The organism is Bradyrhizobium sp. 14AA (assembly GCF_054185205.1).
In genome coordinates this window covers 102,456-128,219 of the sequence record NZ_JAVAYM010000001.1, presented here as the reverse complement: position 1 = coordinate 128,219, position 25,764 = coordinate 102,456, and the positions used below count along the sequence as shown (strand labels likewise).

The 25,764-nt window shown below is 61.4% G+C and carries 25 protein-coding genes; all 25 read right to left on the bottom strand.

The genetic code is table 11. The features are described 5' to 3' along the window. Positions 1 to 893 precede the first annotated feature (893 nt). Positions 894 to 1,883, bottom strand: a complete 990-nt coding sequence (gene dhaK, locus RAD15_RS00560) for a dihydroxyacetone kinase subunit DhaK (protein ID WP_458173335.1) — start codon at positions 1,881 to 1,883, stop codon at positions 894 to 896. A 38-nt stretch (positions 1,884 to 1,921) separates the two neighbouring features. Then, positions 1,922 to 2,353: a hypothetical protein gene (locus RAD15_RS00555; RefSeq protein WP_458173333.1), complete on the bottom strand. Its 432-nt coding sequence runs from the start codon at positions 2,351 to 2,353 to the stop codon at positions 1,922 to 1,924. Further along, entirely contained in the window at positions 2,350 to 3,975 is a 1,626-nt protein-coding gene (gene ptsP, locus RAD15_RS00550; RefSeq protein WP_458173331.1) for a phosphoenolpyruvate--protein phosphotransferase, read from the bottom strand. Before ptsP ends, RAD15_RS00555 begins: the two co-directional genes overlap by 4 nt. Next, complete coding sequence (locus tag RAD15_RS00545; protein WP_212488960.1) at positions 3,953 to 4,267, bottom strand: HPr family phosphocarrier protein; 315 nt, start codon at positions 4,265 to 4,267, stop codon at positions 3,953 to 3,955. Before RAD15_RS00545 ends, ptsP begins: the two co-directional genes overlap by 23 nt. After that, positions 4,260 to 4,661 carry a dihydroxyacetone kinase phosphoryl donor subunit DhaM gene (gene dhaM / locus RAD15_RS00540; protein ID WP_129267357.1) on the bottom strand — a complete coding sequence of 134 codons (402 nt, stop codon included), beginning with the start codon at positions 4,659 to 4,661 and terminating at the stop codon, positions 4,260 to 4,262. Before dhaM ends, RAD15_RS00545 begins: the two co-directional genes overlap by 8 nt. After that, positions 4,658 to 5,272 carry a dihydroxyacetone kinase subunit DhaL gene (gene dhaL / locus RAD15_RS00535; protein ID WP_458173328.1) on the bottom strand — a complete coding sequence of 205 codons (615 nt, stop codon included), beginning with the start codon at positions 5,270 to 5,272 and terminating at the stop codon, positions 4,658 to 4,660. The genes dhaM and dhaL overlap by 4 nt, the downstream gene beginning before the upstream one ends. After that, positions 5,269 to 6,276: an ABC transporter ATP-binding protein gene (locus RAD15_RS00530; RefSeq protein WP_458173326.1), complete on the bottom strand. Its 1,008-nt coding sequence runs from the start codon at positions 6,274 to 6,276 to the stop codon at positions 5,269 to 5,271. Before RAD15_RS00530 ends, dhaL begins: the two co-directional genes overlap by 4 nt. Further along, entirely contained in the window at positions 6,269 to 7,366 is a 1,098-nt protein-coding gene (locus RAD15_RS00525; RefSeq protein ID WP_458173324.1) for an ABC transporter ATP-binding protein, read from the bottom strand. The genes RAD15_RS00530 and RAD15_RS00525 overlap by 8 nt, the downstream gene beginning before the upstream one ends. A gap of 6 nt (positions 7,367 to 7,372) precedes the next feature. Next, positions 7,373 to 7,585, bottom strand: a complete 213-nt coding sequence (locus RAD15_RS00520; protein WP_458173322.1) for a hypothetical protein — start codon at positions 7,583 to 7,585, stop codon at positions 7,373 to 7,375. Beyond that, positions 7,582 to 8,535 carry a carbohydrate ABC transporter permease gene (locus RAD15_RS00515; protein ID WP_458173320.1) on the bottom strand — a complete coding sequence of 318 codons (954 nt, stop codon included), beginning with the start codon at positions 8,533 to 8,535 and terminating at the stop codon, positions 7,582 to 7,584. Before RAD15_RS00515 ends, RAD15_RS00520 begins: the two co-directional genes overlap by 4 nt. Beyond that, positions 8,532 to 9,491 carry a carbohydrate ABC transporter permease gene (locus RAD15_RS00510; RefSeq protein WP_458173318.1) on the bottom strand — a complete coding sequence of 320 codons (960 nt, stop codon included), beginning with the start codon at positions 9,489 to 9,491 and terminating at the stop codon, positions 8,532 to 8,534. Before RAD15_RS00510 ends, RAD15_RS00515 begins: the two co-directional genes overlap by 4 nt. A 102-nt stretch (positions 9,492 to 9,593) precedes the next feature. Continuing rightward, positions 9,594 to 10,940 carry an ABC transporter substrate-binding protein gene (locus RAD15_RS00505; protein WP_458173316.1) on the bottom strand — a complete coding sequence of 449 codons (1,347 nt, stop codon included), beginning with the start codon at positions 10,938 to 10,940 and terminating at the stop codon, positions 9,594 to 9,596. Between the two features lie 696 nt (positions 10,941 to 11,636). Then, entirely contained in the window at positions 11,637 to 11,819 is a 183-nt protein-coding gene (locus tag RAD15_RS00500; RefSeq protein WP_458173314.1) for a hypothetical protein, read from the bottom strand. Between the two features lie 45 nt (positions 11,820 to 11,864). Then, positions 11,865 to 12,980, bottom strand: coding sequence for a WD40 repeat domain-containing protein (locus tag RAD15_RS00495; protein WP_458173312.1), 1,116 nt, complete (start codon positions 12,978 to 12,980; stop codon positions 11,865 to 11,867). Between the two features lie 8 nt (positions 12,981 to 12,988). Beyond that, entirely contained in the window at positions 12,989 to 13,297 is a 309-nt protein-coding gene (locus RAD15_RS00490) for a hypothetical protein (protein WP_458173310.1), read from the bottom strand. After that, the gene (locus RAD15_RS00485; RefSeq protein ID WP_458173308.1) at positions 13,294 to 13,743 is read right to left on the bottom strand and encodes a hypothetical protein; all 450 of its coding nucleotides are present in this window, start codon (positions 13,741 to 13,743) and stop codon (positions 13,294 to 13,296) included. Before RAD15_RS00485 ends, RAD15_RS00490 begins: the two co-directional genes overlap by 4 nt. Before the next feature lie 14 nt (positions 13,744 to 13,757). After that, positions 13,758 to 15,821 (bottom strand): sigma-54-dependent Fis family transcriptional regulator, encoded by a 2,064-nt coding sequence (locus RAD15_RS00480; protein ID WP_458173306.1) that lies wholly within the window; start codon positions 15,819 to 15,821, stop codon positions 13,758 to 13,760. A gap of 103 nt (positions 15,822 to 15,924) precedes the next feature. Beyond that, positions 15,925 to 16,419 (bottom strand): hypothetical protein, encoded by a 495-nt coding sequence (locus RAD15_RS00475; protein ID WP_458173304.1) that lies wholly within the window; start codon positions 16,417 to 16,419, stop codon positions 15,925 to 15,927. Between the two features lie 171 nt (positions 16,420 to 16,590). Then, positions 16,591 to 18,222 carry a chaperonin GroEL gene (gene groEL, locus RAD15_RS00470; protein ID WP_458173302.1) on the bottom strand — a complete coding sequence of 544 codons (1,632 nt, stop codon included), beginning with the start codon at positions 18,220 to 18,222 and terminating at the stop codon, positions 16,591 to 16,593. Positions 18,223 to 18,326: 104 nt separating this feature from the next. Next, a complete protein-coding gene (locus RAD15_RS00465; RefSeq protein ID WP_458173300.1) occupies positions 18,327 to 19,163 on the bottom strand; it encodes a metal-sulfur cluster assembly factor in 837 nt (278 codons plus the stop codon). A 5-nt stretch (positions 19,164 to 19,168) separates the two neighbouring features. After that, positions 19,169 to 20,191 carry an amidohydrolase family protein gene (locus tag RAD15_RS00460; protein ID WP_458173298.1) on the bottom strand — a complete coding sequence of 341 codons (1,023 nt, stop codon included), beginning with the start codon at positions 20,189 to 20,191 and terminating at the stop codon, positions 19,169 to 19,171. Between the two features lie 123 nt (positions 20,192 to 20,314). After that, positions 20,315 to 20,686 (bottom strand): MmoB/DmpM family protein, encoded by a 372-nt coding sequence (locus RAD15_RS00455; protein WP_458173296.1) that lies wholly within the window; start codon positions 20,684 to 20,686, stop codon positions 20,315 to 20,317. Between the two features lie 6 nt (positions 20,687 to 20,692). Then, the gene (locus tag RAD15_RS00450; RefSeq protein WP_458173294.1) at positions 20,693 to 21,763 is read right to left on the bottom strand and encodes an aromatic/alkene monooxygenase hydroxylase subunit beta; all 1,071 of its coding nucleotides are present in this window, start codon (positions 21,761 to 21,763) and stop codon (positions 20,693 to 20,695) included. 60 nt (positions 21,764 to 21,823) lie between these two features. Beyond that, positions 21,824 to 22,864 (bottom strand): 2Fe-2S iron-sulfur cluster-binding protein, encoded by a 1,041-nt coding sequence (locus tag RAD15_RS00445; protein ID WP_458173292.1) that lies wholly within the window; start codon positions 22,862 to 22,864, stop codon positions 21,824 to 21,826. A gap of 85 nt (positions 22,865 to 22,949) precedes the next feature. Next, a complete protein-coding gene (locus RAD15_RS00440; protein ID WP_458173290.1) occupies positions 22,950 to 24,620 on the bottom strand; it encodes an aromatic/alkene/methane monooxygenase hydroxylase/oxygenase subunit alpha in 1,671 nt (556 codons plus the stop codon). Between the last annotated feature and the right edge of the window lie 1,144 nt (positions 24,621 to 25,764).

Genomic DNA, 25,764 nt, shown 5'->3' with positions numbered 1-25,764 from the left:
TGTATTAACACGCGCGCGCGGATTATCGCGTCGACAAAATTGCCGTAACCATCTGATTTAATTTAGTATTTTTAATGCAACACCGCCACTCAGTTTCAGCGCGGATTGCCTATCGCCTGCCCTTCCAGAGCAAGGCGCTCGATTTGCGTTGGCGTTGTTGGCGACTGCTTTGGAAACACTGCGAGACATCGCAAGCGTTCCACACACTGCGGCCGTGACTGGCCTCTGCCCGAAGGACGTAGAGGCGGCCTTTCCCGACGCGCATCAATTCGGTCGCGAAATCCGACTTGCTGGGGCTGCCGCGATAACCCACACTAACGGAGGTGAAAACGGCGCCGAGGTCGCCGTTTGGTCAAACCGCCAAATACTTGATTTATATGGTGGGCGCAGCAGGGCTCGAACTTGGGACCCGCTGATTAAGAGTCAGTTGGTCCGATCCTAGCGCGCTGCGTCGTTGATCGAGTGCGTCGCAGGCGTAGCTACGCGAATGCGTTGCGAAGAAGTGGGCACTCTCCGCGATCGCCCCACCCACTTCAGAGAGCTTGCTCACGCTGGCTGTCGCAAGATTTTTCTTGATCTCCCGCTGCACACGTCGTGCACACACCGCCTTCTAACCGATTGAAAAACTTGAACTGTCGCTCCAATCCATCATGGGGGCTGTAGAAAATTTTCGGTCTAAGCTATTCATATTGCTAAGATATTTCGACTTCGATCAGCCCCGCATGTGATTGGAGCGATTGAGAAATCCGGTTTGACGAAGCTTCCGCTGCTTGGCTCTTCCAGGGCCATATCGGCATGAATTGGAAACGGAAATCGCCTCTTCGGATTCTCATCGCACACGTCGCGCACACGAGGGGGCGCAAGGTCCACGATTGACCTTGCGTTTCCGTCCATCAGATACCCCAGCGTAGCGCCGCGGTATGCACCTGGGCGTCCCACAATTCCTTTGACTGGCTATCGAGCACGGAAACAGTGATAGAGGCACCGGCCATGTCGAGGGACGTCACGTAGGAGCCGGTCAGGAAACGTGTCGCCGTGATCCCCGCCCCGTCCAGAATGCGCTTGGCGCTGTTTGCCATCAGATAGAGTTCGATCAGCGGTGTTGCGCCGAACCCGTTGACCAGAAGCAGGACTTCGCTGCCCTTGCTCGGTGCGAGATCACCCAGGATCGCGTCGAGCATCTCAACGGCAATGTCATCGGCAGATGCCAGCGGCACCCTGCGGCGACCCGGCTCGCCGTGAATGCCGACACCCATTTCCATTTCGTTATCGGCCAAGGTGAAATTCGGCCGTCCTGCTGCCGGGACCGTGCACGGCAGCAGCGCCACGCCCATCGAGCGGGTGCGTCGATTGACGTCATCGCCAAGCGTCTTGAGCGCAGCGAGCGGCATGCCCTTTTCAGCCGCAGCGCCGACCATCTTTTCCACGATCAACGTCCCCGCCACGCCGCGACGGCCTGTGGTGTAAGTCGATTGCTCGACTGCGACGTCGTCATTGGTCACTACGCTCGCAACCTCGCGCCCGGCCATCTCCGCAGCCATGGTGAAATTCATCACATCGCCTTCGTAATTCTTGACGATCAAGAGCACGCCTGCCCCTGTGTCGACGGCCTCCGCCGCCTCGATCATCTGATCCGGCGTCGGCGACGTGAAAACCTGACCCGGACATGCGGCATCGAGCATGCCGAGACCAACGAATCCCGCATGGAGCGGTTCATGGCCGGAGCCGCCGCCTGAGATGAGCGCGACCTTGCCCGGCTTCAGGGTGCGGCGGCGCACGAACTTCCGCTCGGCGCCGAGCAGAAGGATATCGGCATGGGCTGCTGCCAACCCGTCGAGACTCTCTTCGAGCACGGTATCGGCGCTGTTGATCAGCTTTTTCATGGCGTCCTCCCGGTTATCTTTTTTGCAGTTGCGAATTCTCAGCCGATACTTTCGGCGTAGCGCGCGAGCTGAGCAGCAAAGTCGACGATGAGCTGCTCGAGCGCGCGATTTTTCTTGTCGTCGCCGAGGTCGGGCACGGTCACGGTAACGACGCGCGTGCGCGCCTCGCGGTGGGCGCCGCGCAGCCGTCCCGGATGCGCGCGACCATAGGCTTCGAGGAATGCGGTACGCTCGGCGCCGGAGAGATGGCAGACCTCGAAGATGATTGCGACATGCTTCGCCGGGATCGGCACCAGATATGCCGGATTGGTGATCTGGCTCACGAACGAGCGGTTCTTGCCGAGCGCTGCCGCGAGCTTCAACCGCGTCCCGGATGGCCGGTTGTCGAGGGCCCGCCGCAGGATGAGCTTGTAGTCCGCAACATTGCTGTCGCCCGGCCGACTTGTGTCCTCGCCTGCATCGTCGCTCATGCGGTCACCCCGGCGATGGCAGCCTTGAGTCGAGCCACCGCGATTGGCGAGACCGAGAGGGTCGTCAGGCCCGTCGCCAGCAGCGCATTCGTCAAGCGCGTGTCGGCCGCGGCATCACCACAGAGCGAGACTTCGACGCCGCGCTTGCGCCCGGCCTCGACGGTCTGCGCGATCAGCGCCAGCACTGCCGGATGGCCGGCATCGTTGAGGTCGGCGACAGCGCCGATGTCGCGCGCCGCGGCCATTGTGTATTGGGTCAGATCATTCGATCCGATGGAATAGAATGCCGCGCCGAAATCCACAGCGCATAGCGCTGCCGCGGGGACCTCGACCATGATTCCGAGCGGCGGCCGGGCGCAGGCGATGCCCTCCGCCCTGAGTGCTGCAAACTCCGCGTCCAGCATGGCATTGGCACGGTCGAGCTCCGATGGAATCGCGATCATCGGCAGCATCGCCTTCAGCGTCCCGTGGACGGCCGCACGACACAGCGCCCGCAACTGGACGCGAAACACCTCCGGCCGCGCAAGCGAGAGACGGATCCCGCGCAGGCCCAGGAATGGATTGCGCTCGCCATCGATAGTCAGGCCAGCAATTGGCTTATCACCGCCGGCATCGAGGGTACGGATCGTCACAGGCCGTCCTGCAGCCCAGTCGAGAATACGCCGATAGACCGCATATTGCGCATCCTCGCCCGGCAGGCCCCTGGATCCCTCGAACAGAAACTCCGTCCGCACAAGTCCAATGCCGTCGCAGATTGCGGGATCGAGGCCCGCGAGGTCTTCGGGCGCGGCGACGTTGAGAAGGACGGCGATACGCCGGCCATCGGCCGTCAGCGCCGGTTTGAGGCGACCTGCGTCGGCTGCGACCTGTGCGGCGTTCGCAGCCGCCATGCGGTGCTCGAACAGCCGGCGCGTTTCGGGCTGGGGATCGAAGATCACGGTGCCGGTGTCGCCGTCGACCAACGCCAACGACGGCGGCTGTCCGTTCCATGGCAAGGGACCCAACCCAACCACCATGGGGGCGCCGCGCGACCGCGCGAGCATCGCGACATGCGACGACGGCGATCCGGCGGCCAGCGCAATGGCACCGCCACGGGTCCAGTCGACGGCGAGGAACGTCGACGGCGAAATATCATCACCCGTGACGACGGAATCGCCGGAGATTTTTGCGATCGTATCAGCACCAATCAGGCCCGCGAGCACGCGGTCGCGAATGTCGACCAGATCCGCGGCACGGGCCCTGAAATATTCCTCATCCGCCGCGCGATAGCCTGCAATCTCCGCGTCGAGCGCCACGCGCCAGGCCTCATCGGCGGCCGTACCGGTGGCAATGGCTTCATAGGCACTTTCCGCGAGCGCATCGTCGCCCAGCATCGCGACCTGGCACTCCAGGATCTCCGCGGCCTCGCCGTGAACCGTCGCGATCAGTTCGGCGAGTTCCACTGCTGCCCCCTCGATCGCCGCCTTCAGCGCTGCCGCCTCCTGAGCCGGATCGCCCTTCGTCGCTCTGCTCGCCACTGCACTCGTCAGCACGGCGACCGGGCCGATGGCGAGACCTGGCGAGGCGGGATGGCCGGTGAGATGGATCTCGCCCACGATCTTACGCCTCGCCGAAACCATCATGCACCAGCGCCAGCATGGCCGCGAGCGCCGCCTCGCCATCAGGACCAGCGATACGGAAATGCAGCGTTGCGCCCTGCGGCGCCTTCACACGCATCACCTTCACCGGGCTCTTGGCGTCCGTCCAGGGTCCGTCGGCAGCAAGCGCAATTTCGATCTTTGCGGTAAAACCCTTCGCACATTGCGTGAGCTTCACCGACGGCCGCGCGTGCAGCCCGACCGGATTGACGAGGACCGCGGAAGCGGTCAGCGGCGCAAACGTCTGAGCCGCCCGGTTGGCGTTGGCATCATGCATAGAATTCCTCCGCGCTGCGCTTGACCGCGGCAAGCGGCGAGCCGCCCGAAGACTCGGTCGCAGCGATCACAGCCCCCTCGACCACCGGGGCATTGCAGACCAGGACGCGCGCGCGCCGGTCTTCGGGAAGCATCTCCACCGCCATCTCCGAATTGGTCTCGGCACCACCGAGATCGACAAGGATCGCAACGCCTGCCGGTGACCAGGCCGTCTCGATCGCCTCGAGGATCCCGGCAACGTTCGTACCGAGCCCGCCATCGACATCGCCACCGGTCCAGGCCAGCGGCACCGCGTCGCCGACCATCTGGCGCACCATATCGGCCGCACCTTCCGCTATCTTCGGCGAATGCGACACGATGACAATTCCGACATTTCCGGGACGTAAACTGCTCATGTATTGACCTCGAACTCCAGTGTCTCAACTGCTGCACCGATCAGAAGGGACGCCGAGCGCGAGCCGGGGTCCATGTGACCGATGGAACGTTCGCCAAGAAAGGACGCGCGGCCACGGATCGCCAGCATCGGCGTGGTGCGATCGGCCGCCTGCGCCGCCTCGGTCGCGATCGCCTTGGCATCGCCGCCTCCCGCCAGAACGCCGTGCACCGGCACCAGGACATCCAGCAGCGTCTTCTGCCCCGCTTCGGAACGGCCGCGCGCCTTGACGGCATCGATCGCCTTCTCCGTCGCCACTACGAGATCGACCCGGGTCGGCTGCTCCGGAAGGGCCTTGCCCAGTTCCATGAAGAACGTCCCGACCAGCGGCCCTGAGGCGCCGCCGACCTTCATCACCAACGTCATTCCGATCGCCTTCAGCATGTCCGGGAGCGGCTTGTCGGCAAGGCCCGGCAATGTCGCGAGCACAGCCTCGAAACCGCGCTTCATGTTCAGCCCGTGGTCCCCATCGCCAATCGCCTGGTCGAGGCTCGTCAGTTCGTCCGCGTGTTCGATCACTGACCCTGCCAGCGCTCGCACCAGTCTTTCCCTGGCTACCCGATCGAGGCTCATGCCGCTACCCTCCTGCCCTTCGCATCGAAAAACAGCGGCTTGTTCAGACGGAGCGACACCACGTCCCCGGCGCCCAAGCCGGCCTCGGGGTCAGCCAGGGTCACAACCGATCGGCCGCCGAGGTCAAGATGGAGATGGCTCTGGTCGCCGAGGTGTTCGACCCGCTTGACGGTTGCCGATACGTCTCCGCCGCCCCGCGCAATCTTCAGGTGCTCGGTCCGCGCGCCAATCGTCTGGGCGCCGGCTGGCACGCCGGCGAACAGAGCCGCGGGCAGCAGGTTGATCGTCGGCTGGCCCAGCCGCGCCGCGACATGCGCGTTGATCGGGTTCTCGTAGATCTCGCGCGGCGAGCCGATCTGCATCAGTCGCCCCGCCTCGATCACGCCGATGCGCGAAGCCATGGTCATCGCCTCCGTCTGATCGTGGGTGACATAGAGGATCGTCGCGCCGAGATCGACCTGGACCCGCTTGAGTTCGAGGCGCAGTTCGCCGCGCAGCTTGGCATCCAGCGAGGAGAGCGGCTCGTCCATCAGATAGATCGCGGGCGAACGGACCAAAGCCCGACCGATCGCGACGCGCTGCATCTGCCCGCCCGACAGCTGCGTCGCCTTGTTGTCCAGCTTGGTCTCGATATGAAGCAGACGCGCCACCTCCTGCACCTTCGCGCGGATGTCGGCTTCGGGCACGCGGCGGGTCGGCGCACGCAACGCGAAGGCCATGTTCTCAAACACGGTCAAATGCGGATACAGCGAATATTGCTGGAAGACAAAGGCCACATCGCGGTCGGCCGGTGCATCGCCGGTCACGTCGCGCCCGTCGATCCGGATCGAACCGCGGTCCGGCCGCTCCAATCCGGCGATCAAACGCAATGCCGTGGTCTTGCCGGCACCGGTCGGCCCGAGCAATGCGACGAATTCGCCGTCGCCAACGGTCAACGACAGATCGCTCACGGCTTCCGTCTTGCCGAATGCCTTGGAGACGGCATTGATCTCGACCTCAGCCATGCGCGCCTCCCTCATGCAGCGCGGTACGTACAGCCCGGCCTGACGCCTTGTCGAAGATCGACAGCGTATCGGGCCGGAAGTCGAGCCCGACATTCTCGCCGGTACGAAAGGACTTACTGCTGGGTGAGCGGGCCTTGAGCGTGCCGTAGTGCGTCGTCACGGTTACGATCTGCGTCGTTCCAAGATATTCCGTCCCATAAACCTCGCCGCGCACCGTGCCACGATCGGTGAACCGCACGTGCTCGGGCCGCACCCCCAGTACGAGCTCGCTTTCCGCCATGGCCTCGCGCGCAGCGGGAATTGCAACATCATGCTCGCCGAGCCGGATTGCCTCTGCGCCGGTTTTCAGACCGCCACGGAACGGCAGAAAGTTCATGGGCGGCGAGCCGATGAAGTCCGCAACAAACAGCGAAGCCGGCCGGTCATAGATGTCGCGCGGGCTCGCGACCTGCTCGACGACACCATTATTCATCACCGCGATCCTGTCGGCCATCGCCATGGCCTCGAGCTGGTCGTGCGTGACGTAGACGGTCGTCGCACCCAACCTGTCATGCAGTGCACGCAGTTCATGAATCATGGCCTCCCGCATCTCGGTATCGAGCGCGCCGAGCGGCTCGTCCATCAGAAAACACTTTGGTTTGCGCACGATCGCCCGTCCCAGCGCGACGCGCTGCCGGTCGCCGCCGGCGAGGCCAGACACCGACCGGTCAAGGAGATGAGAGATCCGGAGGATGCGCGCGGCCTCGACGACCCGGCGCTCGCGCTCGGCCGCACTGATGCCCTCGCATTTCAAGGGAAAGCCGATGTTGCGTCGAACGTTCATGTGCGGATAGAGCGCGAAGAGCTGGAACACGAAGGCGATGTCGCGCGCCGATGCGCGGTTCATCGTCACGTCCTCCCCGCCGAGCCGGATCGTGCCTGCCGTCGGCAATTCCAGGCCCGCGATCATGCGGAGCGTCGTGGTCTTACCGCAACCGGAGGGTCCCAGCAGGCAAAGGAATTGGCCGTCCTCCACCGTGAAGCTCGCGGCCTTGACCGCATGAAACGTACCGAAGGATTTGTCGAGCGCCTCGACCCTGATCTGTGCCATCGCGCCCTACTCCCGAACCTTCGACACGATGGTGAACATCACCGTGCCAAACAGGGTCGTCACAAACGACCAGGAATACAGCGTCAGGGAGAATGGCTGCATCAGCATGACGACTCCGGCGGCAATGATCGTCGTCGCAGCAGCTTCGAGCGGACCGCGGCGCAGAACGCGGTCTGCGAGACTGCGACGCGCGATGGATGGGGTGGCATCAACACTCATTTGCGAACGGCTCCAAAGGTGATGCCGCGCAGCAGGTGCTTGCGCAACAGCACCGTGAACACCACGATCGGCACCAGAAACAGCGTCGTGCCCGCGGCCACCGCCGGCCAATCCTGTCCGCCCTCGCCGATGATAATCGGAATGAACGGCGGCGCCGTCTGCGCGTTGCCCGAGGTTAAGAGCACGGCGAAAGCGTATTCGTTCCAGGCGAAGATCAGGCAGAAGATCGCCGTCGCCGCGATTCCCGTCGTGGCCTGCGGTAGCACCACCTTCACGAAGGCCTGAAAGCGTGTATAGCCGTCGATCATCGCAGCTTCCTCGTACTCGCGCGGGATTTCGTCGATAAAGCCCTTGAGAAGCCAGACCGCGAGCGAGACGTTGACCGAAGTATAGAGCAGGATCATCCCGAGCCTTGTGTCCGACAATCCGATGGTGCGGTACATCAGATAGATCGGGATCGCGACCGCGATCGGCGGCATCATCCTGGTCGACAGAATGAAGAAAAGCAGGTCGTCCTTCAGGGGCACGCGGAACCGTGAGAAACCGTAGGCCGACAAGGTGCCCAGGGCGACGGCGAGCACGGTCGAGCCGAACGCAATGATCAGAGAGTTGACGAAGCGAGGTACATAGTTCGAGGGACCGGCGACCACCATGTTGCGGCTCCGTGCTATGCTATCGCAAAGCCCCTGCGGCGGTCCCAGCGAGCGGATGAACTCCGGCGTCTGGCGCGAGCGTGTCGTGAAGAGATTGCAGAAGCCTTCGAGCGATGGCTTGAACATCACCTTGGGCGGATAGGAAATCGCATCGTCGGGCGATTTGAACGCGGTGAGCATGATCCACACCAGCGGGATCATGGTGATGATGGCGTAGAGCACGATCAGTGAGCCGGCGAACCGCCGCGTCGTGGCCGAGGGCTCGACGACCGAATGGGCTGTGGTGGCTGACGTCATCGGCTTTTCACCTTGTTCAGCGCCTTCACATAGATGTTGGCGAGACCGAAGACCGTCACGAACAGGATGATCGCGAAGGCCGAGGAATAACCGGTGCGCCAGCTCTCGAACGCCGCACGCTTGAGCGTGATCGAGGCGACTTCCGTGGTCGATCCTGGCCCACCCCCAGTGAGCAGATTGACCATGTCGAACATCTTGAAATTCTCGATGCCACGGAAGAGCACCGCCAGCATGATGAAGGGCAACGCCATTGGCAGCGTGATCGACCAGAACTGCCGCCATTTCGACGCGCGATCGACCTCCGCAGCCTCATAGATGTAATCAGGGATCGAACGCAGGCCGGCCAGACAAATGAGCATCACATAGGGCGTCCACATCCAGGCATCGACGATGACGATGGCCCAGGGGCTCAGCGTGACGTCACCCAGCATCTGGAACGACGAGGCCGCGCGACCGGTGAAGAAGGCGACCACGTAATTAAACAGTCCGATCTGCGGTTGATAGAGGAACGTCCAGAAATTGCCGACGACGGCGGGCGACAGCATCATCGGCAGCAGGATGATCGTGGTCCACATCCCGTGGCCGCGGAACTTCTTGTCGATGAGATAGGCAAGGCCAAATCCGAGGACGGTCTCGATCACCACCGTCCAGATCACGAAATGCGCCGTCACCTGCATCGCCGCCCAGATGTCCGGATCGGTCAGGATCGACTGGTACCAGTCAGCCCCCAGCCAGATCGTCGGCACGTTGGCGCGGTTCGCGCGGTAGTTCGTGAACGACAGATAGATCGTCCAGAGCAGCGGAAAGATATTGATCGCGAGCAGCAGCATGATCGTCGGCGTGATGAAGAGCCACGCGAGCGTCTTGTCCGACAAGCCCCGGATACGACGCGCCACGCCTGGCCGGACCATGACGGCCCGATAGGTGATCCGCGAAGAGGCACTCAATTCATTCATTGCGTCGACCGATCCTGGCACCCGGGGTGTCGGCGATGCGACAATTCCGGTCATCTCGAAGGAAACCCGGAGCGCGAGCGCACGCGCTCCGGGCAGCTTGCCTCAGAACTTCTTGCCTTCTTCCTTGAAGATCGCCTTCCAGTCCTTCACCAAACCGTCGAGCGCTTCCTGCGCGGTGCCCTTGTCGGCCACCACATAGTCATGCACGCGCTTCTGCTCGGCTTGCAGCAGCTGGGCGTAGGAAGGCTCGGCCCAGAAGTCGACGACCATTCCCATCGATTGCAGGAACTCCTTCGCGAAGGGGGCGCTGTTCGGGAAGCTCGGATCGTTCAGCACGGACTTGGCGCAGGAATAGCCGCCGAGCGCCCACCACTTCTTCTGGACGTCGCCGCCGGAGAACCACTTGATGTATTGCAGCGCCTCGGCCTGGTTCTTGGAGTAGGAGACCACCGAGATGCCCTGGCCGCCGAGCTGCGTCGCCTGCCCGGCAGGGCCGGCCGGATTGACGAAGAAGCCGATCTTGTCGCCGCCGACATTCGGGTCCTTGTAGAGGCCCGGGAAAAACGCGAAGAAGTTCATCTGCAGCGCGACCTGGCCGGACTTGAAGGCATCAAGCCCCTCCGACATGTAGGAATTGGAGGCGCCGGGCGGCGTGCAGCACTTGTAAAGATCCTTGTAGGCCTCGAGCCCCTTGACGGCGCCGGGCGAGTTCACGAACCCGTCCATCGCATAGGGCTTTTTCGGATCGTCGTATTTGAAGCCGTGGTCGTAGAGGTAATTCGAGACGCCCATGGTGATGCCTTCCGAGCCACGCTCGGTATAGATCGAGGCGCCATAGACCTTCTTGCCGTCGATGTCGCGGCCCTGGAAGAACTGCGCGATGTCGCGGAGCTCATCGAGCGTCTTCGGTACGGCGAGATCGCGGCTGTACCTGGCCTTGAAATCATTCTGCACGTCCGGCCGCGCAAACCAGTCCTTGCGATAGGTCCAGCCCACCGCATCGCCCATAGCCGGCAGCGCCCAATAGTTCGGCGTGTTCTTGGGCCACTCGGAATAGCCGACCACCGTCGCCGGCATGTAGTCGTCCATGCTGATTCCTTCCTTCTTGAAGAAATCGTTGAGCTTGACGTACTGGCCGTTCTCCGCAGCGCCGCCGATCCATTGTGAATCGCCGATGATGAGATCGCACAACGCCCCGTGGGAATTGAGTTCGTTCAGGAAGCGATCGGCGTAATTGGTCCACGGCACGAATTCGAACTTCATACCAATGCCCGACTTGGCGGTGAAATCCTTCGAGAGTTCGACCAGCGCGTTGGCGGGATCCCATGCGGCCCAGCACAGCGTGATGGTTTTGCCTTGCGCCTGTGCGGGCGTGGTCCCCGCTCCGACGCCGAATGCGGCGGCAACAGCCCCGCATGCCACTACAAGCGTCTTCGTTGTCCGTTTCATTACACGTTCCCTCCGAGTGGGCCGGCCATCGACATGGCGCAGCTTTCCTACCCGCTCGAATGCTTCGAGCAGAGCGACACAGTCCGTGACGAGCTGAATAACTAAACTGACGTTTCCTCGCGCCACCCGGATTCTATAGGCCCGGCAGGCTCGATTTGTTTAGTAATGCACGGTTTACTAAACATTGCAAGCGCAGTTTGGCTGGTCGTCCGCGCGGCCGACGGCAAGCTTGTTCTACAAGCGCGTCACGAGCTGATCGCTGTTGCACACAAGCCGGGCGTCGCGGAGCGAGGCTGATCACCATGTCCAGGTGATGATAGAAAGCATGATAGCTTTTAGATGAATGACATCGACCATAGCCGAGGCCGGTCTCGCGGGTCGAACCAGACGCGGCGAATGTCGACGCGGCGTCGTCGGTGCGGAGGCGGTCAGACCAAGATTGCACGACGCTAGGGAATCCAGCTTCTATCTTGTACCCGCAGAAGCGCCGGAATTCGCCTCGACCAGGTCCAACGCGCCTTGGGGTGCATCGCGTCCCCTTCGTACAAGATCGCATTCCACAATCCGGCGCCACTGTGCAGTGACAAGGTCTCCAGCCACTCGGCCTTAAGGACGAGTTCGTTGTTCCGAATAAGCCCCTTCAACATACAATCCGCGAGACCCTTCCCTCAGATTCATGTGCAGAAGGACGACCCGTCACTGCGTTGTTGCGTTTCGCTCGAAGGGCCTATTTTCGGCGATGAATCTCGCTGCCAGCACCAAGGCGCCCATCGAGAACTCTTTTCCGTGCGCGGAGATCATGCGCTCGGAGAGCTCGGCCAGCTCTTTGAAGAACTGATCCTTGCTTTTGGCTTCGTTTGACGCTTCGGTAACTGTCATGAGGTTGCTCCTGGAATTCGCGAAGGCTCTTCGCCCAGCTCGCCATTACTTGAAGATTTGCGGCGGGAACGTCACGATCGCCGCCTCGCCGTCGCGCGTTCCGACTGCAAGATGCTGGCCGTCGTCGGACCATCGGAGGGTTTGGACCGCCCTCCCACCCGGCGGTTTGACGACCAGCTCGTCGGGTTCTCCGATCCTGGCGACAACGACCCTGCCGTCGCCGTATCCCGCCGCAACCAACCGACGCCCCGGGTGCATGTCAACGGTCTCGACGAGGACGAAGCCGCCACGGCCTGTGCTGAGGCTCTTCGGCGGCTCGCTACCCTCGCCGAGGCTGGAAACGTCCCATGCGATGATCCGATAGGCTCCACTCGTCACGAGTACGCCGGAGTCTGCACTCCACGAAAGAGACGTAACGCTCGCAGGATAGCTGGAAATATGGACGATCCGCTCGTCGGAAAGACGCAGCAACAAGATGCCTCCCTTGGCGGAGGACATGGCCAGCCAGCTTCCGTCGGGGCTCCACGACAAAGTTGAGATTGAGCCTAGCGCGAATGAAGCGGTCGGCTCAGGTCGCGGCCCGAAGGCACGAACAAGCAGGCAACCGTCAGCTCCTATCGCAAAGCTCCGGCCATCTCGCGATACCGCCATCGCGGATGAATTCCCTCCGGCGCGCTCCTGGAGCCATCCGATGTCACCGTTGGAGTCGCAGTGTATGACCGATCCGCCGGAAGCGGCCAGAATACCTCCAGCATGCACCGGGGTGACGAGATCGATCGGAGTGCCGAATTTCGCACCTTGTCGGGTCACACCGGATGCCGACACGTGGAGCAATTGGCTGCCATCACTTGCGATGAAGCCCGAAGGCTCGACCGAAGCAAGATGAAGCAGACCATCGCTGATAACGACTTTGGTCAACGGTGGCACCGGCTTGCGCCGCGGCGAGATCGTCGACCGGCCTCCGTCCAACGCTATACGACAGCGGTCTTTCGGCGGTTCGCTGTCGATCAGCGGAGCGATGGCCAGAGAGCCATCGGCAAGTGCGAACGCGGCGGCCTCTCCCGCAGCGTCGAACGCCGCGCTCGTAACCGCCGCGCCTACGCTCCAATGACGCCCAAGCAAGTCATAGAGCGTTGCGGTCTCGGCTTCCATCGTGTCCATCGATTGTCTCACTTGCTGGTCGCAATCCACCTGTCGAGATCTTCAAGGCGCCGTTCCAGCGCGGCGCATCGAGCCTCGCACTCTGCCATTCCGGCATCCGCGCTCGCTAAGCGCCCGCGCGCGTCCTCGAGCGTCTTCGTGAACGCATACGAGGCCCCTATTTCTGCAATCTCCCGCTCGATCCTCTGGATCTCGAAACCCGCTCCGCCACCAAGCTGACGGTGCAGAAGGCTGCGCGATTGAACGGCCGATATCTGCTGAACGACGAGCAACCGCTCCTTCAGCATGTCGACAAGGGTCGCCGGATCCCCGCTCATCCGCCCGACTCGAGTTGGTCCAGAACCCGCTGCAGGCCTCCAGCACCAGATACGAAGTGTTGCTGAGCGTCATTGACGTGAGATTGCAGTGAGTCCCACAGATCGACCCTCAGTAACCGCGCCGGATCTCCGGCCATCGTCTCGATGGTCTGGAGGCCGAACTGATGCCGCAGGCCGATACCCTGCAAGACGAAATCCGAGAGTTCGCGTGCATGCGCTTCGATGAAAGGACGCAATAGCGGATGTACGCCGTAACTCATCCCTCGCTTTGCGAGCTCGGCCTCGATAAACACGATGAAATGTCGCACCAGCAGGCTTTGGCTTTCGCCGATCAGGTGCACCACGAAAGTGACGTCGCGGTCCGCGCGCGCAAGGATCTGCGAGGCCAGGGTCGCCGGGGCGAGCGGCCCTCCCCCGCCCTTCTGTTGATTGCAGACAGCCGCCATGTCTGACCCCATCCCTAGGTCTGGGAACGGTATTGGTGCAATTTGCGATACAGCGTGGCGCGCGAGAGCCCCAGCTTTTCGGCAGCGGCCGCAATATTGCCGCCGGCGTTCGCCACCGCTCTCTCGATTGCGCGACGCTCCATGTCGTCGAAACGGGCGATCTCTTCTTCGGCCTCCGTCGCGCGGTGCGCCGTTTGCGCAGGGCCTGACTTGGGCTGAGCAGGACCTGGTTCGAGGAAGTCCTCCGGCAAGTCCCTGAGGGTCACAACGCCGGTCAGCGTCATCAGTACGAGGTTCTCGACCAGATTGCGAAGTTCGCGGACATTCCCCGGCCAGCTGTAGCGCTGCAGCAATTCCATCGTGTCTGGCTCGAAGCGCAGCGCCTGGGTGTTATAGGTAGTCGCAAATTTGTGGTTGAAATGGTCGATCAGGATCTCGACATCGCCCTGGCGCTCGCGGAGAGGCGGGATGGTGAATTTGACGACGCCGATCCGGAAATACAGGTCTTTTCTGAAACGCCCCTCTGTCACTTCCTGCTTCAAGTTCCGATTCGTAGAAGCAACAAGTCGAACGTCGACCGGGCGCGGCTTGCTGTCGCCGAGCCGGTACACCGCGCGCTCCTCCAGCACGCGAAGCAGATAGGGCTGGAGATCCAGCGGCAGTTCGCCAATCTCGTCGAGGCTGAGCACACCACCATTGGCGAATTCGAAGCGTCCCGGCTTTCCTTCGCGCGTGGCACCGGTAAACGCGCCGGGAGCATGGCCGAACAGTTCGCCGCCCAGAAGGTCTTTTGAAACCGCACCGCAATTGAAGGCGATGAAGGGCTCCTTGCCCGTCTTTTGGCCGGCCGCGTGAATGAGACTGGCAAACAGCTCTTTGCCGACTCCCGTTTCGCCCTCGAGCAGGATCGCCGTCCGGCCGAACGCCGCGCGCTCGACTTTCTGGACGATCTCAAGCAATGCCTCGCTGCATCCGACGATCGCGTCCTTGGCCGACATCAGCGCTGTGCGGGCTGTCGGCGACATCTCGGATGCAGCAGGATTTGCCCGTGGCTTCGACGCGAGAACGAGCATTGCGCCCTTCACTTCTCCGTTGACGACCAGTGGCTCGATCCGCTGTTCGCGCAGTTCCTCGGGCAACGCCTGCGCCAGGTCTTTGCCCAACAGACCCTCGCGGCTTGGGAGAATTTGTGATCCGATGTTCAACTCACGCGACTGCGCGATCCGCCGCCAGCGAGCCGACGCCATATCGTTGTGATGAACGACCCGACCAAAGCGATCCAGGATCACCACGCCGTCAGTGCTGCCCATCCCTGACATTCGAGAGATACTCGCCTCGAGAAGCAGTATTCTTTCGAGCCGGATCTTTTCCGAGAGCGCGAGCTCTATATGGTTGGCGGCGATCACCGCCAATGCGACGTTGTGCCGATGAAAGATCGCCTGGGGTCCGGAAAAATCGATGATGCCGATGATGCTACCGTCGATCGGGCTACGAATGGGACTACCGACGCAAGTCCAGGCCTTGATGCCTTCGGAAAAATGCTCCGCCGCGTGGACATGGACCGGTTTGCCTGTGACAAGCGCTGTGCCAATGCCATTGGTGCCGGTCACCGTCTCGCCCCAATCGGCGCCGACTTCGAGGCGAATATCGTGCCCGGCATCTATCGTCCGTTGGTCGCCCCCGACATCAAGCACGACGCCGTTCCTGTCGGTGATGACCAACATCGTGGCCGCATCGCCGAGTACATCCGCTACACGGCGAAATGTCTGAGCGCTGGAGCCAAGCAGATCATCGTTCTTCAGACGCAGCTCATAGAGATCGTCCGGCGACGCGACGAGACCGCTGCCCTTGCAACGGGCATCGACCCCCGATTGGATGCTGCGCTGCCATGACTCCTCGATGACGCCTCGGACCAGAGCGTTCTCGCGCTTTGCGTCTCCGAACGTCAGAAAGTTTTCCCACGCCCTGTTGGTTTCCCGTTCATCGTATGGCCGCCCCTGCTCCGCGTCCGTGACGTCCGGAACTTTGTAGCCTTCCAGGGAAAATGGCGGCTTGGCCATGAACGTTTCCGTCAGCATTGGGGCACCAAACCTACATTGGCAAACAGCAGCTTGATCGGCAGAAACGACATGCGCCAGACCTGATCGAGATCGATATCCCGCCAGATCCAGCTCGTGGAGATCATTCGTTGCTTCTGGCGATCGCGTCCAAGCCAAGACGACTTGAGATGACCTGCTCCAGCTGAGCCTCCGACGTCTCGTCGGGGACGCTCACGCCTTCCAGGTCGACCAGGACTTTGTACAATTCGTCATCCAGCGGATCGAAGATCCCATTCTCGTGCGTTGCCAGCGCAAAGTATCGCGACCGGCCGCTGCCGCGCAGTTCTCCAACAAAATGGAGTTGCCGCCCCGAAGCAAGATCGGCAATCACGACGCGACCATTGAAGCTGATCAGCACGTAGGGCTCAAGCTCTTTTGGGCGGGCCCGAGGCGTGGACCAGAGCTTGCCCGATGGCTGAGGCTGTGAAGGAGTCTTCGGGTGGCGCAGCTCCTGCCAACGCCCGAGCGTCAGATGATTGGCGAGCGAGTTGATGGTCGTGCGGTTCTTCTGAAGGAAGTCCTTCGCCGCCACCTCTTCGCGGTGCGGACCGTCACGTTTGGAGATGATGTAGGCCATGTCCCGCTTCCTCCTGCCCGGCTAATCGAATGTCCGTGGAGGCTTGTTGCACGCCTCCTTCGGCCCATGCCGGAGCTGCCAAGATTGTACCGCGTTCCAGATCGTTGTCACCTAAGATATCCCGACCACGGAGCCTGAGGCGGCGCGACGGAACGCAAACCACGTACGTACTCATGCGCGGCCAAGTTTCTCCGCCCCGCCGCCGAGTGCCGGTCCCTGTGTCGAGTCAATGTACTCCGGCACGTCGGCAACCAACGTGTTGGTGGTCAGGACCAGCGTGGCGACAGAGGCTGCGTTTCGAAGTGCGGTATACGTGACCCTGACGGGGTCGACGATGCCGGCTGACACCATATCGATGAAAACCCCGTTGGCAGCGTCGAACCCGACCCCCGTCCGTGAGCTTTGCAGCTCGGCCACGACCTTCTGCGCGTCGTGCCCCGCATTTCGGGCGATGAAGGCGGCAGGACGCGACAAGGTTTCACGTACCAGCTTGATGCCTTCACCCAGGTCGCCATTGATGTTGCCGAGCGTGCGCGCCACCACCGGCGCACACTGCGCCAGTGCTGTCCCGCCACCAGGCACGATGCCCTCCTCGGCCGCCGCCCGCGCCGCGCTCAGCGCATCATCGATCAACTGGATCGTACGCTTCTGTTCGACTGGCGTGACGCCGCCCGCAAAGATGACCGCGGTTCCGCCCGACAGTTTGGCCAGTCGTTCCTTGAGCTTGTCCTGCTCGATGTTGGGCGGTGCCAGATCGTGTTGCTTTGCAACCTGCTGGCGCCGCGCCGCAATCGCGGCATCGTCACCACCGCCCCGGATAATGACCGTTTCACGCGCACTCGCCCGCACCTGCCGCGCGGTGCCGAGATCGCCAATGCCAACCTCCTCCAGCCTGCCGCCGAGTTCGCGGGCGATGACCCGCCCACCGGTGATGATGGCGAGGTCGTCCATTATCGCTTTGCGCCAGTGGCCGTAGTCTGGTGGATTGACCACAAGCACCTTGCCGCGGTTGCCATCGCCCAACAGCGTGACGACGACCTCCGGCGCGATCTCCTCAGCGACGATGACGAGCGGCCGTCCGGTCGCGGCAACCATCGCGCGGAGCGGTGACAGCTCACCCGGCGTCCTGATCTTCAGATCGGTCAGGAGAATGCAGGGCTGATCCAGCACCACTTCCATCTTCTCGACGTCCGTCACCATATGATGAGAAAGGTACCCCCGGTCGAACGACATGCCTTCGACGACCTCGAGCGTCGTGCTCGTCGTCAGCCCGTATTCGGAGCTGATGATGCCGTCCTTGCCGACGCGCTCGACCGCCTCGGCTATCAGACCGCCCAGGTGAGCGTCGGTCGAAGCTATCGTCGCCACCGCCTGCAATGTCTTGCGATCCGATACGGCGACCGCCGCTCTCTTCAGGGTCTCGACAACGACTTCGACGGCCCGGTCAATCCCCTTGCAGAGATCGACGGCCTTCGCGCCGCGCTCCAGCGCCGCAACGCCCCCTTGTATGAGGCCGTTCGCGAGAACCATCGCCGTCGTCGTACCGTCGCCCGCGACTTCGTTGGTCTGCATCGAGACCTCGCGCACCACCTGGGCGCCCATGTTCTCGAAGCGATCCGGCAGTTCGATCTCGGAGGCGATGGTAACGCCATCGCGAGACACGATGGGCGTGCCGATCGGCCTGTCGACCATCGCGTTCATGCCCTTGGGACCGAGCGTCGATTCGACCGCGGCAGCAAGCTTCTGGACTCCGCGCGCGAGAGCGCGGCGAGCTTCTATGTCATGCAGCAGAACTTTTGGCATTGCGCTTCACTCCCACGTGGTCGTCTCTTGGTTATCAGGTCGGGCGGACTTGCTGTCCGCTCCGTCTATTGGCGCTCGCAGGCGCTGCGCGTATCAGCGCAACCTTAAGCAAGCGCGACGGAATGTTTCTTCATGCCTGCCGGTCCGACAGACTGCACGCCACAGCCACTGCCGCAGCCACCGCACGGCCCGGAGGTCTGGCCCGAACGATCCCCATCGAACCCGCGATAGCGAACCGCAAGAAGGCCTCTGCACAAGGAGCTGTTAAACTCCATGTTGATACGCACTCCTCGCAACCGCTGCAGATACAGGACCACTTCGTGGCGCTTGATGGTGCGCCCATCGTAGGTGACAAAGGCGCGGTCGCCGGGGAGACTGGCGAGGCTCCGTTCGACCAGAAGCTCTCGATAGCGCGGTTTCTGGCGCGCAACTTCTTCCGAGCCGAAGTTGATCGCGTCAAACGCGCTCAGATTCATCCGGCAGATCGCTGGATCCTCATAACCCAACCCCCGTAATGCCAGTATCATGACCTCCTGGCGCCGTTCGAATGCCTTGCGACGAAATTTCTCCCGCAGATCGTCGAGCGACCCGCCGGCCGCGAAGTCCTTGAGTGCATCGCCAAACGACATACCCTCGCGGACACCTCTGTTGATCTCCTCGGCCACCATGTGATCCCGCAGTTGCGGGCGGGCCTCACGAACCCACGGCAGCGACGCCACCGCCCGACGCATGTCATCGGCCATCAGGAACGCGAAGTTCGCCGAACACCAGTAGGTCGGCAGGCGAAAGACGATATCGACCCTGTCACAATGATCGACCGAGACCTGTTCGATAAATCCGAGCTCGGTAACCGACTCGTCCAGCTCGGGGTCCGTTACCGACGCAAGGCGCTCCCACACCTCGCTGGTCTTACGATCATGCCGATGTTGGAGCGCGCTCATGGTGTCTACTCCGCCGCAGTCGCGTGAACCTGCTGCGCAAGCTTCGCCTTCTGCGCCTCGACGTCGACGCCATAGAGGCGCGCGGCGTTGAGGCCCAGAATCTTCCTCTTCGCCTCCGGAGTGAGATCGACGCCGTGCTCCTGCTTGAGATCTTCCGGCAGCTCGAAATTCCAGAACTTCTCGACCAGCCAGCGCGGCGTCCAGATCGCGTAGTCGCTGCCGAAAAGCAACTTATCTTCGCCGACCCAGAACAGCAGTTCGCTGATCACTTCGGCGAAATAGCGCGGGCGCCCGTGGATGAACGGCAGCGCCACCGCGAGGCCACCGTAAACATTGGTCTCCTGCACCGCAATCCAGCAGAAATCGTCGAGACGAGGCAGACCGCAGTGCTCAATGATGAAGTTCAGCCCCTGGAAGTCGGTCGCGGCATGATCGACGTCGTGAACATCAAACGCGTCCTTGTCCAACGGAATGATCGTCGGCCCCTTATGGACGTGGACGTTGGTGATACCGAGCTTCTGGCAGAGCTCGAGGCAGCGGTAGGCATTGGGGTCCGTGAGCTTCCACCCTCGCGAATCGCCCTTCCACTCGGCTGTATAGAGCTTGACGCCCTTGATGCCGAACGTCTCCTTCATGTAGTGGATGTATTCGAGTGCCTTCTCACCGTCCCGCGGGTCGAAGGCACCGTTGACGATGAAGCGATCCTTGTACTTCTTTGCCATCTCGGCATTGCGATCGATGGTGTTGAAGCCGTTCTTGTAGAACTCTGTCAGGTAGGTCGACTGAACGACGGCCATGTCGTCCGGACCGTCGATGAACAGATCGTGGTACATCTGGTCGGCGCTGTATTTTTCGAACTGCTCCTTCGGCCAGAGCTTGTCCTTCGGGCTGAGCGAGGTGTGATAGGCGTAGAAGCAATCGATGAACTGCTTGCCGTGGATGTTGGCCTGGTTCGCCGGACTGCCGTCCCAGAAATGGGTGTGACCGTCTAAAACGAACACTTCCTCGCCGCTGGGAGTGATGAACATGGTGGTCTCCAGGAATTCTTGGTTTGCTCTATTCGATCAAATCGAGGCGCAGTAGTCGCGCGAGAACAGTTCGAGAAGCGGTGGGGCCACGAAGCGGCCCCACCCAGTCAGGGAGAATGGAGCTCACTCGATGTATTCGAAGACCTCGTCCATGTTGCCGAACAGCGTCACCGTGTTGTCGTCGACGCGCACCATCCGTCCATAGTGGGTCGAGGTATTCACTTCGAAGATCTCGGCAGTCATTTCCTTCCCGAGAATTTCGCTGATCTCATCCATCTTGAAGATCAGCTTTCCTTCGCCGTCGATGCGGATCAGGGCCGGTTGATAGGTCACGGTCACGTTCGGCTTCTTCCCCATGAATTCGGCGATGGCCCGCGCCTCGACACTGTCATTCATGGTGACGCCGCACTGATGAGAAATTGTTTGCTCGAAACGGAGGTCTCCCATCTTCTGGAAGATATTCTGATTGGTCGCAGATCTGGAAACGACGGACATTGCAATTTACTCCTTGGGAAGGGTGAGGCCGAGCTCGCCGAGAATTTTCTTGATGCGTTCGACCGACTGCGCGCGCGCGTCGGCGTACTGCACCGGCTTTGAATGCGACTGCGACCAGATCGGCTGAAGGCCGGCGGCCGCCTTGTTGGCGAGCGCCACATGCTTGTTCACCCACCCCTGGAACAGCTTCTTGTTGTGAGCGCCATGCTGATTGTCGGTCACCAGGAGGTGCATCAGGTCGATCGTGTTCGCGAGATTGCGCTCATAGTCCGCTTCCGCGGACGAAATCACCGGCGGCGTGATGAAATCGCCGTTCGACGAGGCTACCTGCATCAGGAAGCCGCTGCGGAACAGCTCGCCGACGAGCGGTTCGAAGACGATGTTGGTGGCGAAATACTGCTCGAGATAGTCGGGCGAGCCCATGATCGACTCGATCGCTTCCCGTGTGCCCTGCCAACCCTTGTCCTCCAGCCAGGCGCGCTTGCCGGCCGTGTCGTCGAACCCCGGAATGTCCATTCCGATCTCGGCGAGATAGAGCGTAATGTCCTGGGAAAGTCGAAGCTTGTAGGACGAGTTGGTCAGCGTCGCATTGTTGATCATCTGGGTGTAGCCGTAGCGCTGGGCCTGCATCAGCGACGTGCCGAGACCGAACTCGGCGTGCTTCCACGCGCCGAGATGGTTCTGCAGGACCTTGATCCAGGCCTTGTCGAAGCTCTTCGGTGCCCCCGACTTGCGACCGTTCGCGATCACGGCCTGGACCATGGCTTCGATCTTGGACTGGCGCTGATAGTGAGTACGCTCCCACTCCTGGTCGGGGGCGCGGAACGCATGCCAGTTCGAGCTGAGCGCCGCCGTGTTGTCCTTGGTGTATGCACCCTTGCCGTTCGGAAAGGAGATGATCCAGTCCTGCAACAGATAGCGTTCCGGATCCGGTTGGACGTCAACCGTCACGTCTTCGTAGTGCGTGGCTCGCTTGCTGCGTGGCTCGAAGTACCGGTATTTCCGGCTATCTGAGTCCGGGAACACCGCAGAACCTGCTGCACCGGATTTGGCTGTTTCGGCTTGAACCGCAGTCATGGTCGTCTTCCTCCTCCTGTTGTTGGGCTCTCGAATTGGTCGTCAGCCGGTCAACGCCTCTTAGTTGGTGGCTGGCGTGAACTTGTCGAAATAGACGCGATCCGACTCGACGTCGTTCATCTGCAGCACTGGCGTCAGCGCCTCGATCATCGGCGATGGTCCGCAGGCATAGACGTCCACGTCTTCGCCGTATCCCGCATTGCGAAGGTGTGATCCGACGGCTTCGTGCACAAAGCCCTTCGCTCCACTCCAGCCCGTGTCGTCGGCTGCATGGGAGAGAACGGGGACGAAGGCAAATTCCGGATGGTTGGCGGCGAGCTCTGCGAAGCGATCGAGATAGAAAAGGTCGCTCTGCGTACGAGCTCCGTAGAAGAAGTGCAGCGGGCGCACTTCTCCCGAGCTGATGTGATCGTGCAGGATTGACCACAGTGGCGACATCCCTGATCCGCCGCCGACCAGGATCATGGCTCCGGTTTTGTTTTCTCGCCGGAAGCAGGTGCCGTAGGGCCCCTTGATTTCGACTCTGGTTCCGGCGGCGAGATCTCCGTCGAGGCGCGAGGAGAAACGTCCGTTGGGGTATTTCTTGATGATGAACGCGAGTTTTTGGCTTTCGCCCGGCGGATTTGCCATGGAAAACGAGCGCGTAATCGTCTCTGGTCCCGGGAGCGTGATGTCGACATATTGACCGGCCCAGAACTTCAGAGGTTGCTCCAGAGTAACTTCAAGGCGGCGGATGTCGTGAGTCAGGGCGGAGACGCTCGTGACCGTCCCTGTGAATTCCTTGACGGGGATCGATTTCGACAGCACTTCCTCGTCGTAATTGAGGAGCTCCACCTCGAGATCCGAATAGGCCAAAGTTCGGCAGAGCAGGATGTAGTCCTGGCTGCGCTCCATCTCGTTGAGGGCAAACGTCGAATATTTCTTCAGCTCGACATCGCCTCCCGTAAGGACGCATTTGCACGCCGAGCACTGCCCCTCCTTGCAACCATGCGGAAGCGCGATTCCTTGGCGAAACGCGGCGTCGAGAACGGTTTCGTTCTCCTCGACCTCGAACTCGATGCCCACCGGTTGCAGGCGAACGACATTAGCGGGCGCGCCCATAGGGGGCCTCCTCAAACCAGAGCTTTCATGTCTTCCGGGGAAGGATCGGGAAGGAGCCAACCGGAGCCGGCCCCTTCCGTCCCGCTTAGTTGCAGGGATTGATGGTGAATCCCTTGCGATAATCGGCGATATGCGCCTCGCGGTCGGCCGGGCTCATCTCCCGCAGCGTCTGCAGCGGGCTCTTGAGGATGTGGCCACGGACGTCGTCCAGCGTCCACATTTCCTTCTGGTCGAAACGCAGGTGCGGCTGGGCGACCAGGGTCTTGCCGTCCGTGCGGACAAAGCCGAGATCCTTGATGGCGTCGGCAATATCGACATTGTGGTAGACGCTTTCCCACTCGCGACGGCCGCTGAACCGTCCCATCGCCGGGGTCGGACGTCCCTGGTACTCGCCGGCGAAGGCTTCGACGGCCGTCCAACGATCGAGCTCATGGGCGAAGGTGTGCAGCTTGCCGTCGATCTCGTCGGTGACCATGTCCTCGCGGATGAGGCATGGAACGAGACACGACCAGCAACGATGCGGATAGACATAGCCGACGTCGCTGTTGAACAGGATGTTGGTCTGGCCGCGATGCGACAGCTTCTCGTACCATTTCCAGAACTCGCCGAACTGCGCGTACCAGCCCGGATACTTCTGCTCGAACCACTCGAAGTCCTTTTCGGTCTGAGCTTCGATGCGCCAGAAGTTGGCCGACCAGCCGACCGCAAAGAACTGCGCGACCTTGTGGACGTAGTGCTTCTCGGTCAGACGCTTCCAGGCGGTCTGGACGTCGTCATGATGGATCTTGATGCCGTACTTCTCGAGCGGCAGCATATAGGTCCGGTAGTAGTCCTCGAAGATCCAGCGGTGCCACATCTCCGCGTAGGATTCCTTATTCTTGTCACGGTTCGTAGTTCCGTACTCGATGAAGGTTCCGATCGCCGCGTCGACAATGGCGTGGTTCTGCCAAAACGCATAGCGCATGTCGCGCTCGAGCAGGAGGTGGTTCTCCGGCTCCTTCAGCATCGACATCAGCATCGAGTGGCCATTACCGATATGGCGGCTCTCATCGGACTGAACCGAGAGGAACACGGTCGGCAACGCATAGTCGCCGTTCCGGGCCGCTTCCGACGGCATGGCGACGAACAACGTGTTGGTGAACGCGGTCTCTGCAACCACGGTCAGGTAGACGTTCGCGGATGTGATGGCGTCACCGGTGATGAAGCCCTCGCCGAACTGCCGGCCGATCGTGGTGGCGTAGCACTTGCCGAACGCCTCCTCCGTGATGTCGAATCCGGCCGGGTCGATGTAGTTCTCCATGTACCATTTCTTCAGGTTCATCTGGATCGTCGAGTGACGGAATTCGTCGACCATCTGCATCGTGAAGCCGGTCCGAAGATCCTCACCCGGGGCCAGACGGCCGACCATGGCCATGGACCGCGCGGCGGAGATTTCGGGGAACGGGATGATCGCCAGGAACAGCTTCATCCACTCGACCCATCGTGGCTCGACGTTGCGGAACATGTCGCCGCGGAGCGCCGCGTCGAGCGCACCGTAGACGCGATTGTCCTTTTCCTCCTGCATTGGAAAATAGGAGCGAAGGACCTGCTTCATCGGATCCTTCGGTGCCTTCGTGATCTTGTAGTCCGTGGGGAAGGTCATCGCTTCCTGGACGTAGGACGGATTCCATCCGAGGTCTGCGATCTTCTTTGCAGCCTCACCTACGGAAATGCCCCGTTGGGCCGTGATCTTGTTGAGAGTTAGTGTTCCAGACATCTAGTCTTTCCTCCTGATCGGGTCAGAAACCACATCGATATTTCGCCTGCCCTGGCCCTCGTCGGGCCGGTCAGTGCTTACCCGTGCGTTACGGGCCACCTCGCGGCCGTTCGCACGGCCGGACGCTTGATATCGGCAAGGGTCTCAGGACGACTGTGGAGCACTAGGAGGATGATCAGGCGCGATCTTCGGAGCGGCGGTCGTCCGATCGCAGTTACTTCATCCCGCAATGATGCGCCCTTCTCGACGTCCCTTCCCTCGTTCTTTTCGCGGCTCGCCCCGTAGAGAGCAGTCGACGTTCTTGTATCGGGAGCTTTGCAACGGTTGTGCCAGCAGTCAGGAGGGCTCGTTGGGTCGCTTGTAGCTGTGCGGAAGCGGAGATTGGCGCGAACGGAGGCGTTACCGCTACCAGTTGGCGGTCGGAGCCGATGCAAATTGCGACAGAAATTGCAGATTGAGAATCTCAGCAGACCAGAAGCGTGAGTTTGCGTCGCACTATTTGCACCGCAGCAACAACCACCCGCCGAGCACCGGAATTACGTCAATGGGCGTTGATCCCAGCAACGCCCGCCCCAAGCTCCAAGGCCCAGCGACAGGAATAGAGCGCGTAACATTCGTAGTCGCAGAACGACAGACCTGTGCTGAGCTCTCTCAAATAGCTTGCATGAATTGGCCCACAGCAATGCATGCAAAGGGTCTTCGAACATGGCGTCCTACCATTCACCAGAACGAACCTCATGTGACGCTCCCGAAGCGAAGCTGTACAATGCTGTTTGAAAGTCCTGCGACTACCCGGCCTGCAATCAGCGAAGCCATTTGTGGTGGCTTCCTTACGTTGTTTGAACCGATCGACTCACTTCCTGAAGCACAGCGCCACGCGCCAGAGATAGTGGCGGACAAGCCCGAACGTCCCGCGGCAGATGGTGCAGCACCTGGCCGCGCCGTGGTGGTGGCTCTGGAAGTCCGAGTGCATTTTGTCCACTGCTGCGACGCAAATTGAGACGGCGATGCAAAATGAGACTCTCAGCGTCTGCGCGGTCACTCGCCTCGACGGCTTGCCGTACAAAATGGTCAGCGAGCCCGAAGATTTTCGCCGAGCACCATCCAAGAGAGGTTCATTCCATTACGGAGCGAGAGCCCCCTC